20 protein-coding genes are annotated in these 19,550 nt (G+C 32.3%); 11 read left to right on the top strand and 9 right to left on the bottom strand.

The window, feature by feature from the left end; translation table 11 throughout:
• Positions 1 to 34: 34 nt before the first annotated feature.
• From CIGN_RS02195 to CIGN_RS02175, 5 genes are read right to left on the bottom strand one after another with little or no spacing between them, the layout of a single operon-like run.
• Positions 35 to 562, bottom strand: a complete 528-nt coding sequence (locus CIGN_RS02195; RefSeq protein WP_086229862.1) for a MotE family protein — start codon at positions 560 to 562, stop codon at positions 35 to 37.
• Positions 559 to 987 carry a flagellar FliJ family protein gene (locus tag CIGN_RS02190; RefSeq protein ID WP_086225481.1) on the bottom strand — a complete coding sequence of 143 codons (429 nt, stop codon included), beginning with the start codon at positions 985 to 987 and terminating at the stop codon, positions 559 to 561. Before CIGN_RS02190 ends, CIGN_RS02195 begins: the two co-directional genes overlap by 4 nt.
• Positions 984 to 2,234: an adenylosuccinate synthase gene (locus CIGN_RS02185; RefSeq protein WP_086229863.1), complete on the bottom strand. Its 1,251-nt coding sequence runs from the start codon at positions 2,232 to 2,234 to the stop codon at positions 984 to 986. The genes CIGN_RS02190 and CIGN_RS02185 overlap by 4 nt, the downstream gene beginning before the upstream one ends.
• A gap of 9 nt (positions 2,235 to 2,243) precedes the next feature.
• Positions 2,244 to 3,092: an ATP phosphoribosyltransferase regulatory subunit gene (locus CIGN_RS02180; protein WP_434780852.1), complete on the bottom strand. Its 849-nt coding sequence runs from the start codon at positions 3,090 to 3,092 to the stop codon at positions 2,244 to 2,246.
• Positions 3,093 to 3,107: 15 nt separating this feature from the next.
• Positions 3,108 to 4,871 (bottom strand): PAS domain-containing protein, encoded by a 1,764-nt coding sequence (locus tag CIGN_RS02175; RefSeq protein ID WP_187692245.1) that lies wholly within the window; start codon positions 4,869 to 4,871, stop codon positions 3,108 to 3,110.
• A gap of 172 nt (positions 4,872 to 5,043) precedes the next feature.
• On the opposite strand from CIGN_RS02175, the gene CIGN_RS02170 reads away from it, so the two are divergent.
• Both CIGN_RS02170 and CIGN_RS02165 read left to right on the top strand, forming a co-directional pair.
• Complete coding sequence (locus CIGN_RS02170; protein ID WP_086302093.1) at positions 5,044 to 5,619, top strand: BON domain-containing protein; 576 nt, start codon at positions 5,044 to 5,046, stop codon at positions 5,617 to 5,619.
• Positions 5,620 to 5,785: 166 nt separating this feature from the next.
• Positions 5,786 to 6,268 carry a DUF4405 domain-containing protein gene (locus CIGN_RS02165; RefSeq protein WP_086225486.1) on the top strand — a complete coding sequence of 161 codons (483 nt, stop codon included), beginning with the start codon at positions 5,786 to 5,788 and terminating at the stop codon, positions 6,266 to 6,268.
• Between the two features lie 21 nt (positions 6,269 to 6,289).
• On the opposite strand, the gene CIGN_RS02160 is transcribed toward CIGN_RS02165, so the two are convergent.
• From CIGN_RS02160 to CIGN_RS02150, 3 genes are read right to left on the bottom strand one after another with little or no spacing between them, the layout of a single operon-like run.
• Positions 6,290 to 8,704, bottom strand: coding sequence for an efflux RND transporter permease subunit (locus tag CIGN_RS02160; RefSeq protein WP_086277238.1), 2,415 nt, complete (start codon positions 8,702 to 8,704; stop codon positions 6,290 to 6,292).
• Positions 8,701 to 9,294, bottom strand: a complete 594-nt coding sequence (locus CIGN_RS02155) for an MlaC/ttg2D family ABC transporter substrate-binding protein (protein ID WP_086302092.1) — start codon at positions 9,292 to 9,294, stop codon at positions 8,701 to 8,703. The genes CIGN_RS02160 and CIGN_RS02155 overlap by 4 nt, the downstream gene beginning before the upstream one ends.
• A 3-nt stretch (positions 9,295 to 9,297) precedes the next feature.
• Complete coding sequence (locus CIGN_RS02150) at positions 9,298 to 10,014, bottom strand: MlaA family lipoprotein (protein WP_086302091.1); 717 nt, start codon at positions 10,012 to 10,014, stop codon at positions 9,298 to 9,300.
• 177 nt (positions 10,015 to 10,191) lie between these two features.
• On the opposite strand from CIGN_RS02150, the gene CIGN_RS02145 reads away from it, so the two are divergent.
• The 5 genes from CIGN_RS02145 (at position 10,192) to CIGN_RS02125 (ending at position 13,926) form a co-directional block, all read left to right on the top strand.
• Positions 10,192 to 10,980 (top strand): TOBE domain-containing protein, encoded by a 789-nt coding sequence (locus tag CIGN_RS02145; protein ID WP_086302090.1) that lies wholly within the window; start codon positions 10,192 to 10,194, stop codon positions 10,978 to 10,980.
• Positions 10,981 to 11,124: 144 nt separating this feature from the next.
• Positions 11,125 to 11,856: a molybdate ABC transporter substrate-binding protein gene (gene modA, locus CIGN_RS02140; RefSeq protein ID WP_086302089.1), complete on the top strand. Its 732-nt coding sequence runs from the start codon at positions 11,125 to 11,127 to the stop codon at positions 11,854 to 11,856.
• Positions 11,857 to 11,864: 8 nt separating this feature from the next.
• Positions 11,865 to 12,689 carry an ABC transporter ATP-binding protein gene (locus tag CIGN_RS02135; protein WP_086302088.1) on the top strand — a complete coding sequence of 275 codons (825 nt, stop codon included), beginning with the start codon at positions 11,865 to 11,867 and terminating at the stop codon, positions 12,687 to 12,689.
• Entirely contained in the window at positions 12,686 to 13,351 is a 666-nt protein-coding gene (gene modB, locus CIGN_RS02130; RefSeq protein WP_086302087.1) for a molybdate ABC transporter permease subunit, read from the top strand. The genes CIGN_RS02135 and modB overlap by 4 nt, the downstream gene beginning before the upstream one ends.
• 32 nt (positions 13,352 to 13,383) lie before the next feature.
• Positions 13,384 to 13,926 (top strand): putative periplasmic lipoprotein, encoded by a 543-nt coding sequence (locus tag CIGN_RS02125; RefSeq protein ID WP_086302086.1) that lies wholly within the window; start codon positions 13,384 to 13,386, stop codon positions 13,924 to 13,926.
• Positions 13,927 to 13,950: 24 nt separating this feature from the next.
• Here the strand turns inward: CIGN_RS02125 and CIGN_RS02120 are convergent, their stop codons facing one another.
• The gene (locus CIGN_RS02120; RefSeq protein ID WP_236844775.1) at positions 13,951 to 14,733 is read right to left on the bottom strand and encodes a sulfite exporter TauE/SafE family protein; all 783 of its coding nucleotides are present in this window, start codon (positions 14,731 to 14,733) and stop codon (positions 13,951 to 13,953) included.
• A gap of 132 nt (positions 14,734 to 14,865) precedes the next feature.
• Here CIGN_RS02120 and CIGN_RS02115 point away from each other — a divergent pair, with 132 nt between their 5' ends.
• From CIGN_RS02115 to CIGN_RS02100, 4 genes are read left to right on the top strand one after another with little or no spacing between them, the layout of a single operon-like run.
• Positions 14,866 to 16,125 carry an anthranilate synthase component I family protein gene (locus CIGN_RS02115; protein WP_086303199.1) on the top strand — a complete coding sequence of 420 codons (1,260 nt, stop codon included), beginning with the start codon at positions 14,866 to 14,868 and terminating at the stop codon, positions 16,123 to 16,125.
• A complete protein-coding gene (trpD, locus tag CIGN_RS02110; RefSeq protein ID WP_086302085.1) occupies positions 16,125 to 17,726 on the top strand; it encodes an anthranilate phosphoribosyltransferase in 1,602 nt (533 codons plus the stop codon). Before CIGN_RS02115 ends, trpD begins: the two co-directional genes overlap by 1 nt.
• Positions 17,723 to 18,832 (top strand): DNA adenine methylase, encoded by a 1,110-nt coding sequence (locus CIGN_RS02105; RefSeq protein WP_086302084.1) that lies wholly within the window; start codon positions 17,723 to 17,725, stop codon positions 18,830 to 18,832. The genes trpD and CIGN_RS02105 overlap by 4 nt, the downstream gene beginning before the upstream one ends.
• Positions 18,822 to 19,547 (top strand): EcoRI family type II restriction endonuclease, encoded by a 726-nt coding sequence (locus tag CIGN_RS02100; RefSeq protein ID WP_086245726.1) that lies wholly within the window; start codon positions 18,822 to 18,824, stop codon positions 19,545 to 19,547. Before CIGN_RS02105 ends, CIGN_RS02100 begins: the two co-directional genes overlap by 11 nt.
• Positions 19,548 to 19,550: the final 3 nt, after the last annotated feature.

Below are 19,550 nucleotides of genomic sequence, written 5' to 3'. Positions count from 1 at the left end.
TAAAATCAGCTAAAAATAGCAAGATAAATTAAATTTATTTAGTTGAATTTAAATCCTTAAAAAGCTCATCATTTTTCAAAATTTGCGTAAGTTCAGCTGCTATTTGCGGATCCATCTTAGCAAATATTGTCGATATCTTCTTTGGATCTAGCGCATGCAAAACCTTTGCTGCCTCATCACGTGGAAGCTGAGCAATTATGGTGGCTGCAGCTCCGTCTTTCATCTTAGCATAAACGGATAGAATCTTATCATTTGTAATGCTCTTGATCTCAGATAAAATTTTCTCATTTTTATCAAGCATTTTTTTAATATTTTCTTCTTTTTGAGAAATCTGCGCTAAGGTTTTATTTAGATCTCTTTCTTTAGCTAAAATCTGTTCTTCACGTTGATTAAATAGCGTATTTGTTGCAGCTCTATAAGCCTCTAGCTCTTGGCGCGAGCTATCTATTAATTCTAAATTTTTAGCAATCTTTGCCTCTCTATCGGCTAAAATCTCATCATTATTCTCACTTGCAGCATACAACAAACTAGCCAAAAATATAATAAAATATATAAATTTCAATACCTATCCTTATTTAAAAATGAGTGCCTCATAGTTCCCATATCATCTAGATTTTTAGCCTCTTTTTTTCTAAGATTTTTTAACTCTTTTTGAGTCTCTTCTTTCTCCATATATTTAAATTTTTCAAGTTCAATATAGGCCTTTTTATACTGAAATTCAAAATGCACAATCTCTTTTTGAGTAAGCAAAATCTTCTCTTTAATCTTATCTTTTTGCATTCTTAAAAGCTTTTGCTGCTCAATTGTGGCTTGAATTTTCATTGATGAGCCTCTTTTGGGAAATTTGCTCATATTAAGCTCGGCATTGATTGCATCTATAGAGCGAGTAAGCTCACGAAATGTAGCCTTGGCTCGTGCTAGGCTCATTTCAAGCTTATTTAACTCCTCTTCTTTGACTTTGACTATTTGGGTAAATTGATTACTCATCTTAGTATTGTATCGCTCCTTTCTGGACTTGTTGAGACGATACTGACTCTAACTCCAGTTAACTCCTCAATACGATTAATATATCTCTTAGCATTTAGTGGCAAGTCATCATAATGCTTAATTCCACTAATGCTATCCCAACCCTCAAGCTCTTCATAAATAGGCGTAACCTCATCTAAATTTGCAGGCATATAATCAATTATCTCTCCTTGATATTCATAAGCTTTACAAATTTTAATGGTTTTAAATCCATCTAGCACATCAAGCTTCATTAGTGCATAGCTATCAACGCCATTTAGCATTGAGGCATATCTAACAGCTACAGCATCTAACCATCCACATCTGCGTCTTCTACCGGTAGTTGTGCCGTACTCTTTACCCACTTCGCACATAGTTTGTCCATCTACGCCGTGATCTTCTGTTGGGAATGCTCCATTGCCAACTCTAGTTGTATAAGCTTTTAAAATACCAATCACATCGCCAATACTTTTTGGACTAAGTCCAAGCCCAGTACAAGCTCCAGCTGCAATAGTATTTGAGCTAGTTACATATGGATATGTTCCGTGATCGATATCTAGAAGCGTTCCTTGAGCGCCTTCAAGGAGAATTTTTTTATTCTCACTCATTGCTCTCCATAAAATTTGAGTAGTATCAGCAATATAAGGCGCTAAAGCCTCTTTAAAACCTTTAAGTTCTTGATAGATCTCATCTTTGCTAGGAATTTGCACACCAAGAGCATCTAAATAAACCCTGTTAGTTTCAAAATCATTCATTAAATTTGTACTTAATAGCTCAGGATTTAAAAGCTCGCCAACCCTATGCCCTGTGCGACTAATCTTATCAGCATATGCTGGGCCAATACCTTTACCAGTTGTACCTATAGCCTTATCGCCTTTTAATCTCTCTTTAGCCTGGTCAATTAGCGAGTGGTAGGCTAAATTTAGATGAGCTCTATCACTAATGTAAAATCTTCCTTCTAGATTCTTAAATTGTGACATTTCTTTGATTAAAACCTCAGGATTTACCACTACGCCATTGCCAATTATATTTATAATATTTGGGTGTAAAATACCACTTGGAACTAAATGAAGCGCATATTTTACGCCATCTACCCATATAGTATGACCAGCATTATGTCCGCCACCACTTCTACATACTAAATCATAATTTTGCGAGAGCATATCTACGATTTTACCTTTACCTTCATCACCCCACTGAATTCCAACAATTAAATCCGCTTTTGTCATATCAATCCTTTATTTGCTTCTTAAATTCTCTATCACAGCATCGCTAAATATAGCAAACCCAGCTGAGATGTTTCCATCAATTTCATAGCTTCCGCCACTACTTAAAATGCTATTATCGCATAAAAACCTAAAAAATAGCTTATCATAATATCTCATTTTAGAATAATATAGCGGTGCATATATTCGTTTATCATAGTTACTAGCTAATCCTTTTATCGAGTTTAACGGCTCTTTTAGCTCACTTGGCGCAATAGCAATAACCGCATCTATATCAGCATCGCTTTTTATATTTGCTAGGCGGTTTAACCATGGTAAATTTAGTCCCAAAATTACTTCCAATCTACCATTTTCAAATACGCTAATTGGTAAATTTAGTAGCTGGCAAATAATTTTTGGAATTTGAATATTGCTAATTTGCAAATGCGCACTAATACCAAATTCTCTAAAAATCTCACTAACTATATCTATGCACGGCATAATACTGCTATCGCCTAAAATCTCAGCACCGATTTGATAAATTTCACTAGTTGGATGTTTAAATACCGGCTGAATGTAAAACCACCTTTTAGTATCGCTATCTTTTAATCTTTTTGTAGTAATCCTAACTACATCTATTGTGCTATCGCTACGAAGAGCAATCTCTAAATTTTGCTTATCGCCAAAACGAATTAAATTCTCAGGCTTTACGCTTTGACGCTGATGATGGCTAAAATATGGAGTGATAATCTCGCTAAATTCATTCTTTTCTAAAATTTCAGCTGCTTTAGCTTCAATCTCTCTTTTAAGCTTAGCGCTAGCGCCAAAATATAGCTTTGACCCATCTGGGATATCGTGTTCATAAATCTTTTGTGTATCCAAATTCAAATTCTCTCCTTACTCCATTATTTTATAAAATTGTGCCACATATCGCTGAATTATCTCATGTTCATCTTTAATAGCTGTGATTACTAGATGCTCTTGATAAATTTCACCGGAACGATTTTTATTATAGATTCTTCCACTCCAACTACCAAAATGCTTAATATCAGACCACATTTTAGCATAAAATACATTATCATGTTTACCTGAGTGCAGGATTTGCGGTTTTTTACCAATAACTTCTTTTTTGCTATATCCAGTAATTTTTGTAAAGCTTTCATTGACATCTAATATATTTCCAGTTGCATCACAAATTAATATTCCATTAATAGAACTAAGCATAATCGCCTTAGATATAGCGTTTTGAACTACAAAATTATGATGATCACTAATATCTGTAGCAGTACCAATAATCTCATCAGAGTCATTTAGTGTATCTAGAGCTTTGGCTTTAATTCGAACATAAATTCGATTTCCATCTTTTTTAATTAGCCTTATATCACACTCAATTAACCGTGAACTGCCATCTATATACCTATCTAACTCATCAATTAAAATATCAATATCATCTCTATAAACAATTTTATATATATCCTCAATAGAACTAACTCCCATATCAATACTATTTTTATATCCTAAAAACTCAACAAAATCGATACTAAATTTAAAAATACCACTTTGAGCAAAATACTCAAAACCTAACAAGTTACTGCTTAAAATTCTACTTTCATAGCGTTTTAATTTACTAGATAAAATCTCTTTTAAAATCTCTTGTTCAGTGCTATCAACTAAAAACATAGTAACTTCTGTTTTGTTATCTTTATTTTTCATACTTGAAACAAAAAGTCTAAACCACCCATACTCGCCACTATTTAACCTAAATCTATAAGCTCTATCAAGCTCTTTTTTCATATCATATATGCTATTTTCTAATTTTATCTTTCTTTCTAACTCCAAGCTTAATGGAGTGATATCATCACTATGACATAAAGTTTTTATATCAATTTGTTTAACATCATTTGGAATTAATAAATTTGCATTTGAACTAAGCTGAGTGCTCATCCAGCTCTCATCATAGATAAATTTAATAACAATTGCAGGATTATGCTCAATCATTCCAATCTCACTATTTAGACTCTCTATTTTTTCTTGTGCTTTTGAAGCATCTAAAATAATCATAAAATATGAATCATTAAAATATAAGCTTACTGGAGTGCTAATCACCTCAACAAATTTAATCTCACCACTAGCTAATTTATGCTTATGATAGTTAGTTTTTGCTCCATCATTTACACGAATATCAAATATACTCATTGTTAATAGCTCGCCCTTAGAGTAGCCATAAAACTCCACCGCACAACGGCTAGCATCCATTATAGAGCCATCTTTAGCATCGATAAATAAAATCTTTATATCACTTCTATCAAATAATAAACTATAATATTCCATATAGTATTTTAGGCTATTTTGTGAGCATACCCACGATGTAAATAAATCATAAATATTTTTATTTATATGATAAAAATCAAAATTTGAAACTGGATCGATAATCTCTTTGCGAGCTAGTTTATCAATAAACATTTTAGTATTAGCAATTGGTATAATAAGATTATTTTTAATAAATAAAAATATCTCCAAAAGTAGCACTAAAAGCATAATCGCAAGCGTTGAAAAGCCTAAATATACGGTATTGCTTATATTATCATTAGTAAATATAAAATGCAAGCTAAAACCACTCATAGCAAGAAATATCGCTAAAATAATTATAGCTCTTCTCAATAGTCCAGAAGCAAGAAAAACTTTGCCGTATCGCATATACCTAACCTTTGGCATCACTAAATTTACATAATGCAAGACTAGATTTTATCGAAATTTTAATAAATTCAAGCTAAATATATATTTTTAAAAGTTTTTAAGAGATATTTTGTTGAAATTTAGATAAAATTATCCAATGAAATTTATATTTTATATGATTTTTGCTAGTATTATTCTAAGTGGCTGCACTTTTAAATCGCCACTATTTAATTTAACTTCAATATATGATGCTTATACTATCAATAAAGATGAACGAGGAATCTACACAATAATAAAAGATAATGTAATACAAAAAAAACTTCAAGCCAAAATCCTAGCTAGTGCAAATTTAAGCAATTTTCATCTAGATATAGTCTCTCAATGGGGCGAAGTATTGCTAATTGGAGAGGTTGCTACAATGGATGATAAAATAGAACTGATCAATTTAGCTCGTGATACAATTGGTATAAATCATATTAAAACATATATAAATTTCAAAACGCCAAACGCATGTCATTTCTTTGATGAATTAGCATTGCTAACTAAAATTAAAACTGATCTAATAGTTGATCCACTCATTGATAGCACAAATATCAACATTCATATCGTACAGTGTGATGTAGTTTTTAGCGGTGCGGTCAATAGCATTGAGCAAGAAAAACGAGCCTTGTGGTACGCCTTGCATACTGACGGAGTTAGTAAAGCGTACTCATTTTTACATGTTTTAAGATAAATTCACTCCTTTGTTATTATAAAATACGACAATAATAACTCTAAATTTATCTAATAAAATTGCTATAACAAATATATCTTTTGTAAAATAACTTAATTTTGTTAATTCACATATTTTTAACATATTCTTGAAATAATTTTGCCAAATTTAACTCAAAGGATAGATAATGAAAGTCTCCAAACCAATAGCTACTACAGCGACTATCGCTACATTTGCCATTGTTGGTGTTACTGGTGTTTTTATGTTTTTTGATCTTAAAAACTATGGTATCAAGATAGCCCACGAATATATCGGCATAGTAATGGTACTTGCATGTGTGCTTCATATATTTGCTAATCTTGCGCCATTTAAGAAATATTTTACTGGCAAAAAACTTGGCTTTATAAGTGCTACCATAATAGCTGCTATAATATTTGTGGTTTTTGCTCCAAATTCAAACAAGTCAAAACTACCACAAAAAGAGCTATACTCTAGCTTTATGAGTGCAAATTTAAGTAGTGCGATGATGGCTTTAAATAGTGATAAAACTGCGGTTAAAAAATACTTAAATAGTAAAAATATTGAATTTGAAGATACCAGCATTAAAGAGTTTATCTCTAAAAATAATTTAAATGAAGTTGAATTTATAAATACTCTTTTAAATCGCTAAATTATAGAGCCATCTTAGGCTCTATAATTGCTTTTTATAAAATGAAGAGATCATCGCAGGAAGCAAAATTAACGCCCCAAGAAGCATCATAAACATAACCAAATCTGTCAAAATTCCAAAGTAAATAGTCGGCCAAAAATTACTAAGACTCATCACGCTAAAGCCTAAAAATATTGCAAAAGAGGTATAATACATAGCATAACCAATACTTGCGTGTGAACGCTTTACTGCACTAGAGATAGTATGCGTACGATTTTCATTTTTAAATCTATGAATATAATGAATTATATCATCAACCCCAATTCCAAGACTAATAGCAGCAATTGTAATACTCATAATATCAAGCGGGATTCCTGCAATCCCCATTATGCCAAATACAGCACACAAAGGAACAAGATTTGCAATAATTCCAATTAGTGATAGCTTAATACTTCTAAAAATTACTACAAAAACTAAAAATAGTGCCAAAACTACAAATATAAATGTATCAGCCTGTGAACTAAAGAGAGCTTGAAGCATATTATTATATAATACCATTACGCCAGCTACTTGAATCTCTACTGGTTCATCTTTTAATAGTTTTTGCAAATCAGCCTTGAGTGATTTGACAAACTCATCACGGCGTAAATTTGGATCACTATCGATAGTTCTAATACTAAATCTTGCCTCATTATTTTCTATATTTATATATGGTGTTAAGATTAGCTGCTTATACTCATTAGGTAAATTTGTATAGATTAGCGAGAGTGCAAGCGGATCAAGCTCCTTACCATTATTTATACTTTTTCCTACTTCAAGTAAAGTAGCAAGCGAGCTAACATTTCCAACAAACTCACGCTCAGCAATAAATTTATTAACTCTTTTAATAATATCAAGCCTATAAGTATTAAACCAGTATTGCTCCTCTTGACTACCGCCAAATTCATCTTCAAATTCGCCTAGTTCATCATCACTATTTTGCTCAATTGGTTTAAATTTAATAATCACATCCAAAGGAATCGTTCCGCCTAGCTCTTGATCGATCACCTTCATACCTTGGTAAATTTCAGTATTTGATTTAAAATACCCTATAAAACTATTTTCAACCCTAAGCTGACTAATACCATAAATACCAATAACTACTATAAACAAACTAATTATATATATTATTTTTGGTTGATTTATGGCAAATTTAGCACACCACTGTGTGAATTTAAAGTGATTTTCAAAGCTCATTTTGGGCTCTTTTTTCTTAAGCATCATAAGCAAACTACCAAAAATAAAAAACGCCACCAAAAGCGATATAGAGATACTCACACTCATCATCGCCCCAAGCATAATAATTGGTTTAATATCACTTAGGCAAAGTGATAAAAATCCAATTACTGTAGTAAAAATTGCAAAAAAGCAAGGTGTAAATTTAGAACGCAAAGTAAGATAAACTAACTGTGCATTCGTATAAATTTTATGTTTTAAATATAACTCACGATATGCTACGATTAAGTGAATTACCACTGAAATTGTAATGATTAGCTGAAGGGCTATATAATTAGAGCTAATTACTGTAATCTCATAACCTAAAAGCCCAAATAGTCCACTTGCTAAAATTACACTTAAAAAACAGACAATCACTGGTAAAACTACAAATCTAACTTGTCTAAAAAATAACCATAAACAAAACCCAAGAAGCACTAAAACACTACTTCCATAAACTGCTAAGTCATTTTTAACAAAGCTTATCATATCATCAGCAATCATACTAATGCCGCCTAAAAATAGCCGCTCATCTCCCTTATAGTGCTCTATAATCTCTCTAATTTTAGTAATATTTTCATGTTCAACAATACGCTGAGCGTCTCTATATTTTTTAAATTCAATTTCTAAATTTGCTAATTTTTGGCCAAACTCTTTTAGATTTGCTCTTTGTTCTAAAAATCTAGCATAAGTCTCATCATCTTTTAAATTTACTACAATAGCTGTGGTTTTAAAATCACTACTAACTAATGAGTTTTTATATAATAAGCTATTCATTAACTCATCTTTGGCCCTGGCCATATCGATGCCAGTTTTGCTTAAATTTGGCACATCCTCTATTAATTCACTAATGCTTAAATTGGGATTATTAGTTAAAAGTGGGGCTTTTAAGATTGAAAAAACTGAATCGACACTTTTTAAATTCTCAAGCTCTCTTGAGATTGCTGCGATTTTATCTAGACTATTTTGGTTTAAAAGTCCTAAATTTGGTGTATAAGCAATAACTAAAAAATTCTTACTATCATAGCGTTTAGTAATATCACGCCAAATAGCTAAATCCTTATCATTTTCAAGTAATAAAGTCTGAGTAGAAGCATCAATCTCAAGCTTATAAGAAAAGACTCCAATTCCAAGGCAAATAAGCAAACTAAACGCTAAAACAGCCTTAGGAAATGCGACAATTAGCTTAAATATTTTTTTCATTTAACAGTAGCATTATGATCAGCTGTTGCATTTTGAAGACGCTTTATAATCTCATCAAAGCCTGCATTTTTACTTAAATCATTAAACTGACTTCTATAGCTTTGAACTAAACTCACGCCTAAAATATCAATATCATAGATTAGATAATCACTCTTATTTGCTGGGTGAAATTTAAAAATTAATGGATAATTTTCGCTTTTATTTTTTATTACAGCATAGACATTGTATCGATTTTTGTTTCCCATTTCGCCTTTTACAAACTCAATCTCTTGATCGCTATAATATCCAAGCTTTTGCGTAAAAGATGCCTTTAAATTTGCTACAAATTGTTTTTTAAACTCATCTTGCTGTGTAGGATTTAACATACTATATTGCTTAGAAAGAGAGAGTCTAGCCATCAGTGAGTAATCAAAATATCCATCAAAAAGCTTAAAAAGCTCTAAAGGCTTTTGCTCTTTTACTATAGATTTATCATTCATTATCTCTATTGCTTTTTTAAAATCACTCTTTAGAGTATCATCAATATTTTTAAGCTCTATGCCAAAAGCAATTGAGCATACCAAAAATAACAAAAATATAATTTTTTTCATATTTTACTCCTTAATTTGTGCATTTCTGCGTTGTTCATAGCCATCTTTTATAAATGTATATAAGTCGATTGCACCACTAGTAAGCTTATTATATAGTTCGGGATCTTTAGAACCATCGTTAATTAGCTGCCATGATTTAACAGCTAAATTTAGATGAAAATATTTATGACTATCATCAGTAAATATCTCATTGGTATAACTCAATGGATTAATGAAAAAGTCCCCACTCATACCTATTAAATCACGCAAATTTGTCTGTCCTAAAACTGGCAATACTATAGGAAAACCGCTACCAATTCCCCAATATCCAAGTGTTTGACCAAAATCCTCATCGTGTCTTTTAAGTCCATAAACATTAGTTGCTACATCGCTAATCCCGCCAAAACCAATTATAGTATTAGCAATAAATCTTAGCGTCTCCTCTCCTGCTGCTGTAAATTTAAACTGCAAAAGATTATTAACTAAACGAATTGGATATATAATATTATCAAAAAAATTACTTATAGCATCTTGAGCAGGATCTGGCATTATATAATCATAGCCTTTAAATGTTGGTATCAAGATATTTTGATATACAACATGATTAAACTCGGTCATAACCCTATTATATCCACTAAGCGGATCAAAACTGCTAGTAGCATACTCATCTTCAAATGAATCAATATCATCAGCAAAACAGCTAATTAAAAATATAAAACTAGCCAAAAAAATCCTAGCCATAATATTACCTCATAAATTAAAAAGGCAATATTATATCAGTTCAAACTTAAGTTAGTATGAATTATAAAATTTACTATATTTAGTATATTTTATTTTTATTGTTTTCAAATATAAACCCAATTTTAACAATAAAATATTATAATACGCCAAAGAAAAATAAATTTAAAAGAGGTTTTTATGAAAGCTAGGATAAATCTTGAGCTATTTTTAGATGATGAAGTGGCCCTTTTGCCAAAGCATATCAAACTTTTAAAGGCTCTAGATGAGACCAAAAGCATCGCTAGAGCAGCAAATGCAGTTGATATCTCGTATAAAAATGCTTGGGACTGCCTAGATCTACTTAACTCCAAAGCCAAAGAGCCATTAATTGCTAGGGTAAATGGCAAGAGAAAAAATAGTGGTAGTGAGCTTAGTGCATATGCAAAAGATATTATAGATGTGTATGAGGCGATTTTAAAAATTCAAAATAATTTATTAGATGAAATCTGTAGCAATCCAGATATTCACGCCATAAATAATCTAAAAAGGAACAATATGAAGTTAAGCGCTAAAAATCAACTTCAAGCTACAATCACAGATATAAATATCGGCGCAGTAAATGCGCAAATCACAGCTAAATTAAGCGATGGAACATTGCTAAAATCCATAATCACAATAGATAGCCAAAAAGAGTTAAATTTAGAAGTTGGCAAAGAGGTTTTATTTATCTTTAAAGCTTCAAGCGTAATTTTAGCTAAAAGCGATGATAATGAGCTTAAAATTTCTGCATCAAATAAGCTAAAAGGCAAAGTAGCTAAAGCTACAATAGGTGCAGTAAATGCCAAAATCACCGTAAATATAGGCAATAATCAGACAATACACGCTATCATCACTAACGAATCGGCCCAAGATATGAGAATCAATGTCGGCGATGAAGTTGAGTTATTTATCAAAGCTAGCCATATTATCATAGCGACACAGGCTTAGTTTATTACTTGCTTGGTATTAGCCAAGCAAGAGTAATTGCTAACTTTTTAAAATATAAATATATAATTTATATTTATAAATATCCATTTATTTACTATTTTTTCATATAATTATAAGTATAAATTTATAATATTAGGAATAAATATGAGATCAATTTTTCTACTTTTAGCCTTTGTAGTTTGCTCTTTTGCTTCAACACTCAATGTAGCCGCAGCGGCAAATACGGCCTATGTCTTAGAAGAGATAAAAAGCGAATTTATCAAACTTCACCCAGATGCTAAAATCAACATAACATTAGGCTCAAGCGGTAAATTAGTAGCCCAAATCAAAAATGGTGCCCCTTTTGATCTATTTTTAAGCGCAAATATAGATTTCGCTGATGTATTATATAAAGATGGTTTTGCTCTTAATAAACCTGTTATTTACACTAGCGGAAGCGTGGCTATTTTGAGCGTTAGAGGCTATGAACCAAGCCTAAACTCATTAAAAAACAAAGATATAAAAACAATAATAATAGCCAACCCAAAAACCGCCCCATACGGTGCTGCCACGATAGAAGCGTTTAAAAATGCTGGAATTTATGATGAGATTAAAGATAAAATCATTGAAGCAAATAGCATAGGCGATGCTCTAAATCAAACTATAAAAGCTGGCGATATCGGTTTTGTCGCAGCTAGTGCTTTAAGGGCCAAACAGATGCTACAATATACAAATTATGCTATTTTAGATGGCTCACTTCATACTAGTATAGATCAAGCAATGGTAATCTTAAATCATTGTAAAGAAAATAAATTAGCTAAAGATTTTTATGATTACTTGCTTAGCAAACCGGCTCAAGATATATTTGTTAAATTTGGATATAAAGCGATTAATTAGGCGAATTTATGATCCATTTCCACTGCCAAAAGTCCTTTGATGGATTTAAGCTTGATCTTGAATTTAAGATAAATAATGGCGAATTTGTCGCATTATATGGCAAAAGTGGCAGTGGTAAAAGCACGATATTAAGGTTACTTGCTGGATTTGATAAGCCTGATAGCGGAGCTATTAGCAGTGATGGGGCTATATATTATAACAAAGATATATTTTTGCCCCCACAAAAGCGAAATATCGGATATCTTTTTCAAGATTATGCTCTATTTCCTAATATGAGTGTGATACAAAATCTACTATTTGCCAAAAATGATATTAAATTTGCTACCGAGTTGCTAGAATTAGCCGAGCTTTTAGAGTTTCAAAACGCCTATCCACACACACTCTCTGGCGGTCAAAAGCAACGCACAGCCCTAGCAAGGGCTTTGATGAGGCGACCTAAAATCTTGCTTTTAGATGAGCCTTTATCTGCTTTAGATGCGAAATTACGCATTAAACTCCAAGACTACTTAAGCCAAATTCACAAAAAATATAATATGAGTATAATATTAGTTAGCCACGATAAACACGAAATTTATAGACTCGCTAACCATATTTATGAGATTGACAATGGCAAAATCATCCAAAGTGGCACCCCAAAAGAGCTATTTTTAAACTCAAATTTGGATCAAAATATCAATCTATTAGCTACAATTTTAGAGATAAATAGCCAAAGCATAACCTGCGAATACGCAAATCAAATTTACAAAATTCCAGCTACAAATATTAATAAATTTAAAATCGGAGATACCATCACTCTAAGCACACAAATATCAAATTTAAAGGTGGATATATGATAGATTGGACGCCACTATTATTATCATTTAAATTAGCTATTATATCTACGATTATACTCTTTATCATATCTATATTTTTCGCTTATATCGTTGCTAGATGTGAGTTTAGATTTAAGCCTGTTTTAGAAAGCGTGATATCTTTGCCACTTGTATTGCCGCCTTCGGTGCTTGGATTTTATATCTTGATACTCTTATCGCCATACTCATTTTTGGGTGAATTTATGGAAAAATATTTTGATATTAGGCTTGTTTTTAATTTCAGTGGCCTTGTGATTGCTAGCTGTATCTACTCATTGCCCTTTATGTTTTCGCCGATTTTATCAGGGTTTAAATCCCTGCCAAATTCGCTTATAGAAGCTAGCTATAGCCTTGGCAAAGGTAAGCTTACTACTCTATTTCGTGTCGCTATGCCAAATATCAAGCCATCACTTTTGAGCGCTATTATCATTAGCTTTGCTCACACTTTGGGCGAATTTGGAGTGATTTTGATGATAGGCGGAAGCATAGAAGGCAAGACTAAGGTCGCTAGTATCGCTATTTATGAGGCTGTTGAGATATTGGATTATAAACTTGCGCATATATATTCAGCGATTATGCTTATAATTAGCTTTAGTGTTTTGTTTTTAGTCTATTTCATAAACCAAAAAATAGAGAAAAAATAGTATAATACCTAAATTTATTTTAGGGGATTTTGATGAAAAATATATTTTTTTGCCTTATAATTAGCTTGATATTTTTAGGTTGTAGTAGCCCTGCTTTTACTAGTTATCTCTCAACTTCTAATCCGATTTTTATCACTGAAAATATAAAAGGCAAGAGCTTTAGTATATCTTCACAAAATTTCAGCGAAAACTTTGAAAATAATCTAAGCTCTGCCCTAATCCAAAATGGCTATAAAAAAGCTACCAAAAATCCAGATATCGCAATCAAAATTACGCTAAATTACCTACGCCAAAATAGCGATATTAAGAATAATAATTTTATGGAATTTGGCTTTGGTAGTGGTGGATTTAGGCATGTTGGTTTTGGTAGAGGCTTTGGTGGTGGATACGAAAATGAGTATTTTTACGATGCTCAAGCCTCGCTTTTAATCGCTCTTAAAGATAGCAATAATTATCAAACAAATTTAAATCTCCAAAGCCAAAAATCTAACTTCGAGTACTCTCAAACTCAAGCTATAGATAGCTTTGAGCTTAAAATAATATCTAAAATTATTGAAATTTTAAATGGATTTTAGCCCGAATTTAGCCACAAAAGTTGATTAAAATAGTATATTTTTAACCATCAAAATAAACATAATTATATATAGGCCAAGCGCCAATCTTTTTTGAATATTTTTATCAACTTTATGGCCAAATTTTACACCAAAATATACTCCAATTATAGACCCAATTCCAATTGTAAATCCACTTTTATAATCCACAAGTCCCGCATTTGCTAAGCTTATAAGCCCAGAAAATGAGCTAAATATAACAAAAAATAGCCCAATTGATATGGCTTTTTTGATATCCATTTTCAAAAATCCCACAAATATCGGCGTTAAAAATAGCGCCCCGCCAATCCCAGCCGATATCGCCACAGCACCTACTACAACCCCCACACCAAACATTATAAATTTAGATATCTCTTTAGGATTATCATTTTTCACATCTGCTTGAAAAAATTTAATTATCGCCACCATTAACATAAATAACACCACAAATTTCAAAGCGATACTAGGCATAATAGATACTATAAATCCGCTAAAACTAGCCCCCACAAGTCCGCCGATACCAACCACAATCCCATCATTTAAAACCAATTTTTTATTTTTATAATTCACATAGCTACCAAATAGCGCCCCCATAAACATCTGAAGCACACTAATACCAATCGCACTTTTAATATCAAAACCCAAATTTAAAAGTATCGGCACCAAAATTGTCCCACCACCAATGCCAAAAAACCCACTAATACACCCTACACCAACACCGATAGCAACAAAAATAGCAACCGCCCACACCAGGCTCATATCGCCTAAAATCACACTAAATCCATCAACCATTTTTCTACCTTAAATTTGATTTGGAATTATATTAATCCTAAGATAAAATCTAGCTTTGAAATACTAAATTTTAAGATTGATAAAGAAAATTTTTTGTATAATATTTTTTTAAAAAAACTTTTTGGAGATAAGATGCTTTTACTCTATGATCCAACCATATATTTTAAAGAAATTTTACGCCAATATCCAAAATCATATCTAGCTGAAGATGAGACTCAAGTAATCATCGGAATTGATTGTGAGTATATCAGCGGAGATGACTTTGGCAAATTAAACGATAGAATAAAAAACGGCAAAAAAATCTCAAATTTCGCCGGGCTTTTTGGCGTTTTAAGCTATGAAGCAGTATATAAATTCGAAAAAATCGGCGAGCTTAAGCCCGCATTATATGAGTTTCCATTATATCATTATAGCGACGCTAGAGCCTATCTTCACTATGACAAACAGAGTAAAATTTATAGCTTTTATGGTGATAGTAACTACTTTAATAATCTTAAAGATATTAAGCCACTTAAATCAGATAAAAGCTATTTTTACACCATCAAAAGCGACTTAAATAGCCAAAAAGCCAACTATTTAAAGATGATTGAAACGGCTAAAAATTATATAAAAAATGGTGATATTTTCCAAGTAGTCTTATCTAAAACTTTAGAGCTTCAAAGCGATTTTGATCCGCTTGAATTTTATGAAATTTTAAAATCACAAAATCCTAGCCCATATATGTTTTACTACCCAAGTGAATTTGGCACCATCGTAGGTAGTAGCCCAGAGCTAGTAGTAGAGATCAAAAAGGGCATTATCCACACAAGCCCGATTGCCGGAACCAAAAAGCGTGGAAGAGATGCTAATGAAGATGAAATTATAAAAAATGAGCTTTTAAATGATGAAAAAGAGCTTAGTGAGCATAGAATGCTAATTGATTTAGCTAGAAATGATATAGGCAAATTCGCACTTCCAAGTAGCGTAAAAGTGATAAATCCTATACATATTAAGCTTTATGAAAGTGTAATGCATATCGTAAGCGATATATACGCAGAGCTTAGAGACTCATCATCAGCGATGGATGCGATAGCTACGATATTTCCTGCTGGCACACTTAGCGGTAGTCCAAAGATAAGAGCAATGCAAATTATAAATGAGCTTGAAGAGCATAGCCGTGGAATTTATGGTGGTGGGATTGGATTTTGGCATTTTAATGGCGATATGCAAATGGCGATTTTGATTCGTTCAGCTATATTTGTGCCAAATTCAGATTCAAATCGTGTATTTATCGGTGCTGGTGCTGGAATCGTATGGGATAGCATAGCCCAAAATGAGTATGAAGAGATCTGTAACAAACGCAAAAGTTGTCTAAAAATCTTCGAACAATACGCAACCAAAAGGGATAAATAATGATTTTAATGATTGATAATTATGATAGTTTTGTCTATAATATCTATCAATATATCTTAGATACAACTAATGAGTCTATAAAATGCGTTAGAAATGATGAGATCACAATTGATGAGATCAAAGCCTTAAATCCATCTAAAATTATCCTAAGCCCGGGTCCAAAACACCCTAAAGATAGTGGCGTTTGCTTAGATATTTTAAGGGCGAATTTAGGCATTCCTATACTTGGAATTTGCCTTGGGCATCAAGCTATCGGGCTAGTTTATGGTGCTGATATCAAGGTGCTTGACACCCCGGTACATGGCAAAATATCCCAAATTCATATCCAACAAAATAGCCTTATATTTAATGGCTTACCAACGGAATTTAGCGTGATGAGATACCACTCTTTATATGTAGATAATCTACCGCCAAACTTGCAAGCCACAGCTTATAGCAGCGATGGGGTTTTGATGGCGTTAGAAGATAGTAAAAATCAAATTTTTGGGATACAATTTCACCCTGAAAGCTTCTTTAGTCAATATGGCAAACAGATAATAGCAAACTTCGTCTCACTAAATAAAAAAGATAATGAAGAGCCTAAAAAAGCCAATTTCGCACCATTTCTTACCAAGCTCCAAAAGGGCTTTGCCCTTGATAGCAAGGATTATGAGGTAATATGCAAAGAGATTTATAAGAAAAATTATGATGAAGTCCAGCTTGGGGCTTTACTAGTTTTAATAAGCGAAAAATCCCTATATCCAGATAGCTTAGCAGCACTTGTGAAAAATATACTAAAATACTCAACTACATATAGTGACAGCTCCAAAATGATGGATATAGTAGGCACAGGTGGCGATGGCTTAAAAACGATAAATATCTCCACAACAACAGCCTTCATACTAGCATCTTTGGGTATCAAAGTAGCCAAACACGGCAATAAAGCCATAACCTCCAAAAGCGGTAGTAGCGATGTTTTAAGCCAAATAGGCATAAATCCTGGTAGCGATATAGAGCATTTAAAATTTAAACTCAATAACCAAAATTTAGCCTTTTTTCATGCTCCATATTTTCACCCTATTACAGCTAGCGTGCGTGATGTGAGATTAAGGCTTGGCGTGGGAACTGTCTTTAATATCCTTGGCCCACTTCTAAATCCAAATTTAAGCCTTAGCAATCAAGTAGTAGGCAACTACCTTGAAGAGGTAAATGAGTTAATCGCAGCTACTTTACTAAATTTGGGTCGCAAACACGCTATCGTAGTCCATGGAATGGACTCTATGGATGAGATAACACTTTGCGATGAGACTCTAATCCACGAAGTCAAAGATGGCAAAATACTAGAATACAAGATCACGCCAGAGCAATTTGGCTTTAAAAGGGCATTCCACTCTGATATTGCCGGTGGCGATGCTAGTTATAATGCCGAAATTTTAAAAGCCACGCTAAAAGGCGAGCTTAGTGGGCCAAAATTTGATATAGTGCTTTTAAATGCGATGTTTGCTCTATATACAGCAGATGGTGCTAGCTCTCCACTAGAGGCTAAGGATATAATCTTAAATGCGATTAAATCAGGCAAGGTTTGGGAGTTTTATCAAAGCTATATTAAAGGCAGTAAATGAGCGAAAATAAAGAGTATCTAAGTGAGCAATTAATCAGCTATCTAGGCAATAAACGCTCACTCCTATCAAATATCACCAAAGTAATAACTGATATCAAAAATAATCTTGCCAAAAGCAAGATATCATTTGCTGATGTTTTTAGTGGTAGCGGCATAGTCGCAAGAGCTGCAAAATCCTATTCTAGCGTAATCTTTGCCAATGATTTAGAGAGATACTCATACATTATAAACTCATGTTATCTATCAAATTCCAATCCAAATTTGATAGATAATCTATCTAAATATTTTACTCAAATTCAAAATAATTTCACCCCAAAAGAGAGCTTTATAAGCGAACTTTACGCCCCAAAAAATGATGAAAATATCCAAAAACATGAAAGAGTTTTTTACTCTAGGCAAAATGCGTTAATTTTAGGCGGTTTAAGAGATGAAATATCTAAAATTCCAACTGAATTTCAAAAATATTTTATCGCTCCACTGCTTAGCCAAGCCTCCATTCATTCTAATACCGGTGGGGTTTTCAAAGGATTTTATAAAGACAAAGATGGTGTTGGAAAATTTGGCGGACAGGGCGAAAATGCATTGAGGCGAATTTTAGGCAAAATAGAGCTAAAAATGCCGATTTTTTCAAATTTTCAAAGTGAATTTGAGGTTTTCCAAAATGACGCTTTAGAATTTGCCAAATCCATATCAAAAGTTGATATAGCCTATTTTGACCCACCTTATAATCAACATCCTTATGGGTCAAACTACTTTATGTTAAATTTAATTAGCGATTTTAAAGCTCCAAATATAGAGCAAATTAGCAAAGTTAGTGGCATACCAAACGACTGGAACCGCTCAAAATATAATAAAAAAGCTAAAGCAAGCGATGAATTTTTTAACCTTTTAAGCGAATTTAAAGCTAAATATCTAATCATCTCATTTAGCTCAGATGGCTTTATCAGTATGGATGAGTTTTTGATAAATTTAGACAAAATTGGCGAGGTTGATAAGGTCGAGATCAAATACCCAACTTACAGAGCTAGTAGAAATTTAAACTCAAGAGATTTATATGTCACAGAGTATCTTTATATCGTTAAAAAAAGGATAAAAAATGGCAAGTAGCGATGATTTGAGAAAAAATAAAAATCAACATAAGGCAAAAAATGTAAATTCTAAATCTGATGATAAAAATATTGGAATAGCTATGAATAGAACGATTGAATATTTAATAAATCGTTTTAAAAATATACAAAATTTCGATGGATATTATTTTGAATTTGGAAAATCTTTATCACTAAAAATAATGATGGATAATATCAGAAATGGTGGTATTAGAAAACAATTTGATACAAATTGGGAAGAAAATACTATCATGCCAGACGGTGGATTTTTGATTTTAAAAAAGAAAGATGATGAAAATTATCAAAAGTTGCTTCTAGCAGCAGAAGTTAAACGACAAGGCACAAATGATAAAAGACTAGCAGAAGGGCTAACAAAACAGGCTCGTGGTAATGCTATAGAAAGGCTTGGAAAAAATTTAATCGGAATAAAAGCGATGATGAACCATGAAGATATAACACCATTTGTATGCTTCGGACACGGGGATGATTTTAATCAAGATGATATAACGACAAAAAATGTTTTTTCAAAACTTAGTACAATGAACGAATTTTACTATCTAAATAAAACTTATATTTTCAAACTTGACGGCAATAGCGAACATAACAAATTTGCACCAGTGAGTATGTATTTTAGAAAAGACGAGTGGAGTATTGATGAAATGTTTGAGATTATGAAAGAAATTGCCGAGACTTCTTTGAGATATTACATTTTTTAGGTT

Source organism: Campylobacter devanensis (genome assembly GCF_002139915.1).
In the GTDB taxonomy this organism is placed as follows: Bacteria; Campylobacterota; Campylobacteria; order Campylobacterales; family Campylobacteraceae; genus Campylobacter; species Campylobacter devanensis.
The sequence above is the reverse complement of the archived record's forward strand: the minus strand, read 5'-3'. Positions and strand labels throughout refer to the sequence as shown.

Coding starts and splice junctions, on each gene's coding strand:
- CIGN_RS02105 (WP_086302084.1), top strand. CDS start 17,723: ATGAGCGAAAATAAAGAGTATCTAAGTGAGCAATTAATCAGCTATCTA.
- modB (WP_086302087.1), top strand. CDS start 12,686: ATGATAGATTGGACGCCACTATTATTATCATTTAAATTAGCTATTATA.
- trpD (WP_086302085.1), top strand. CDS start 16,125: ATGATTTTAATGATTGATAATTATGATAGTTTTGTCTATAATATCTAT.
- CIGN_RS02185 (WP_086229863.1), bottom strand. CDS start 2,234: ATGACAAAAGCGGATTTAATTGTTGGAATTCAGTGGGGTGATGAAGGT.
- CIGN_RS02155 (WP_086302092.1), bottom strand. CDS start 9,294: ATGAAAAAAATTATATTTTTGTTATTTTTGGTATGCTCAATTGCTTTT.
- CIGN_RS02125 (WP_086302086.1), top strand. CDS start 13,384: ATGAAAAATATATTTTTTTGCCTTATAATTAGCTTGATATTTTTAGGT.
- CIGN_RS02100 (WP_086245726.1), top strand. CDS start 18,822: ATGGCAAGTAGCGATGATTTGAGAAAAAATAAAAATCAACATAAGGCA.
- CIGN_RS02120 (WP_236844775.1), bottom strand. CDS start 14,733: ATGGTTGATGGATTTAGTGTGATTTTAGGCGATATGAGCCTGGTGTGG.
- CIGN_RS02150 (WP_086302091.1), bottom strand. CDS start 10,014: ATGGCTAGGATTTTTTTGGCTAGTTTTATATTTTTAATTAGCTGTTTT.
- CIGN_RS02165 (WP_086225486.1), top strand. CDS start 5,786: ATGAAAGTCTCCAAACCAATAGCTACTACAGCGACTATCGCTACATTT.
- CIGN_RS02170 (WP_086302093.1), top strand. CDS start 5,044: ATGAAATTTATATTTTATATGATTTTTGCTAGTATTATTCTAAGTGGC.
- CIGN_RS02160 (WP_086277238.1), bottom strand. CDS start 8,704: ATGAAAAAAATATTTAAGCTAATTGTCGCATTTCCTAAGGCTGTTTTA.
- CIGN_RS02115 (WP_086303199.1), top strand. CDS start 14,866: ATGCTTTTACTCTATGATCCAACCATATATTTTAAAGAAATTTTACGC.
- CIGN_RS02135 (WP_086302088.1), top strand. CDS start 11,865: ATGATCCATTTCCACTGCCAAAAGTCCTTTGATGGATTTAAGCTTGAT.
- modA (WP_086302089.1), top strand. CDS start 11,125: ATGAGATCAATTTTTCTACTTTTAGCCTTTGTAGTTTGCTCTTTTGCT.
- CIGN_RS02190 (WP_086225481.1), bottom strand. CDS start 987: ATGAGTAATCAATTTACCCAAATAGTCAAAGTCAAAGAAGAGGAGTTA.
- CIGN_RS02145 (WP_086302090.1), top strand. CDS start 10,192: ATGAAAGCTAGGATAAATCTTGAGCTATTTTTAGATGATGAAGTGGCC.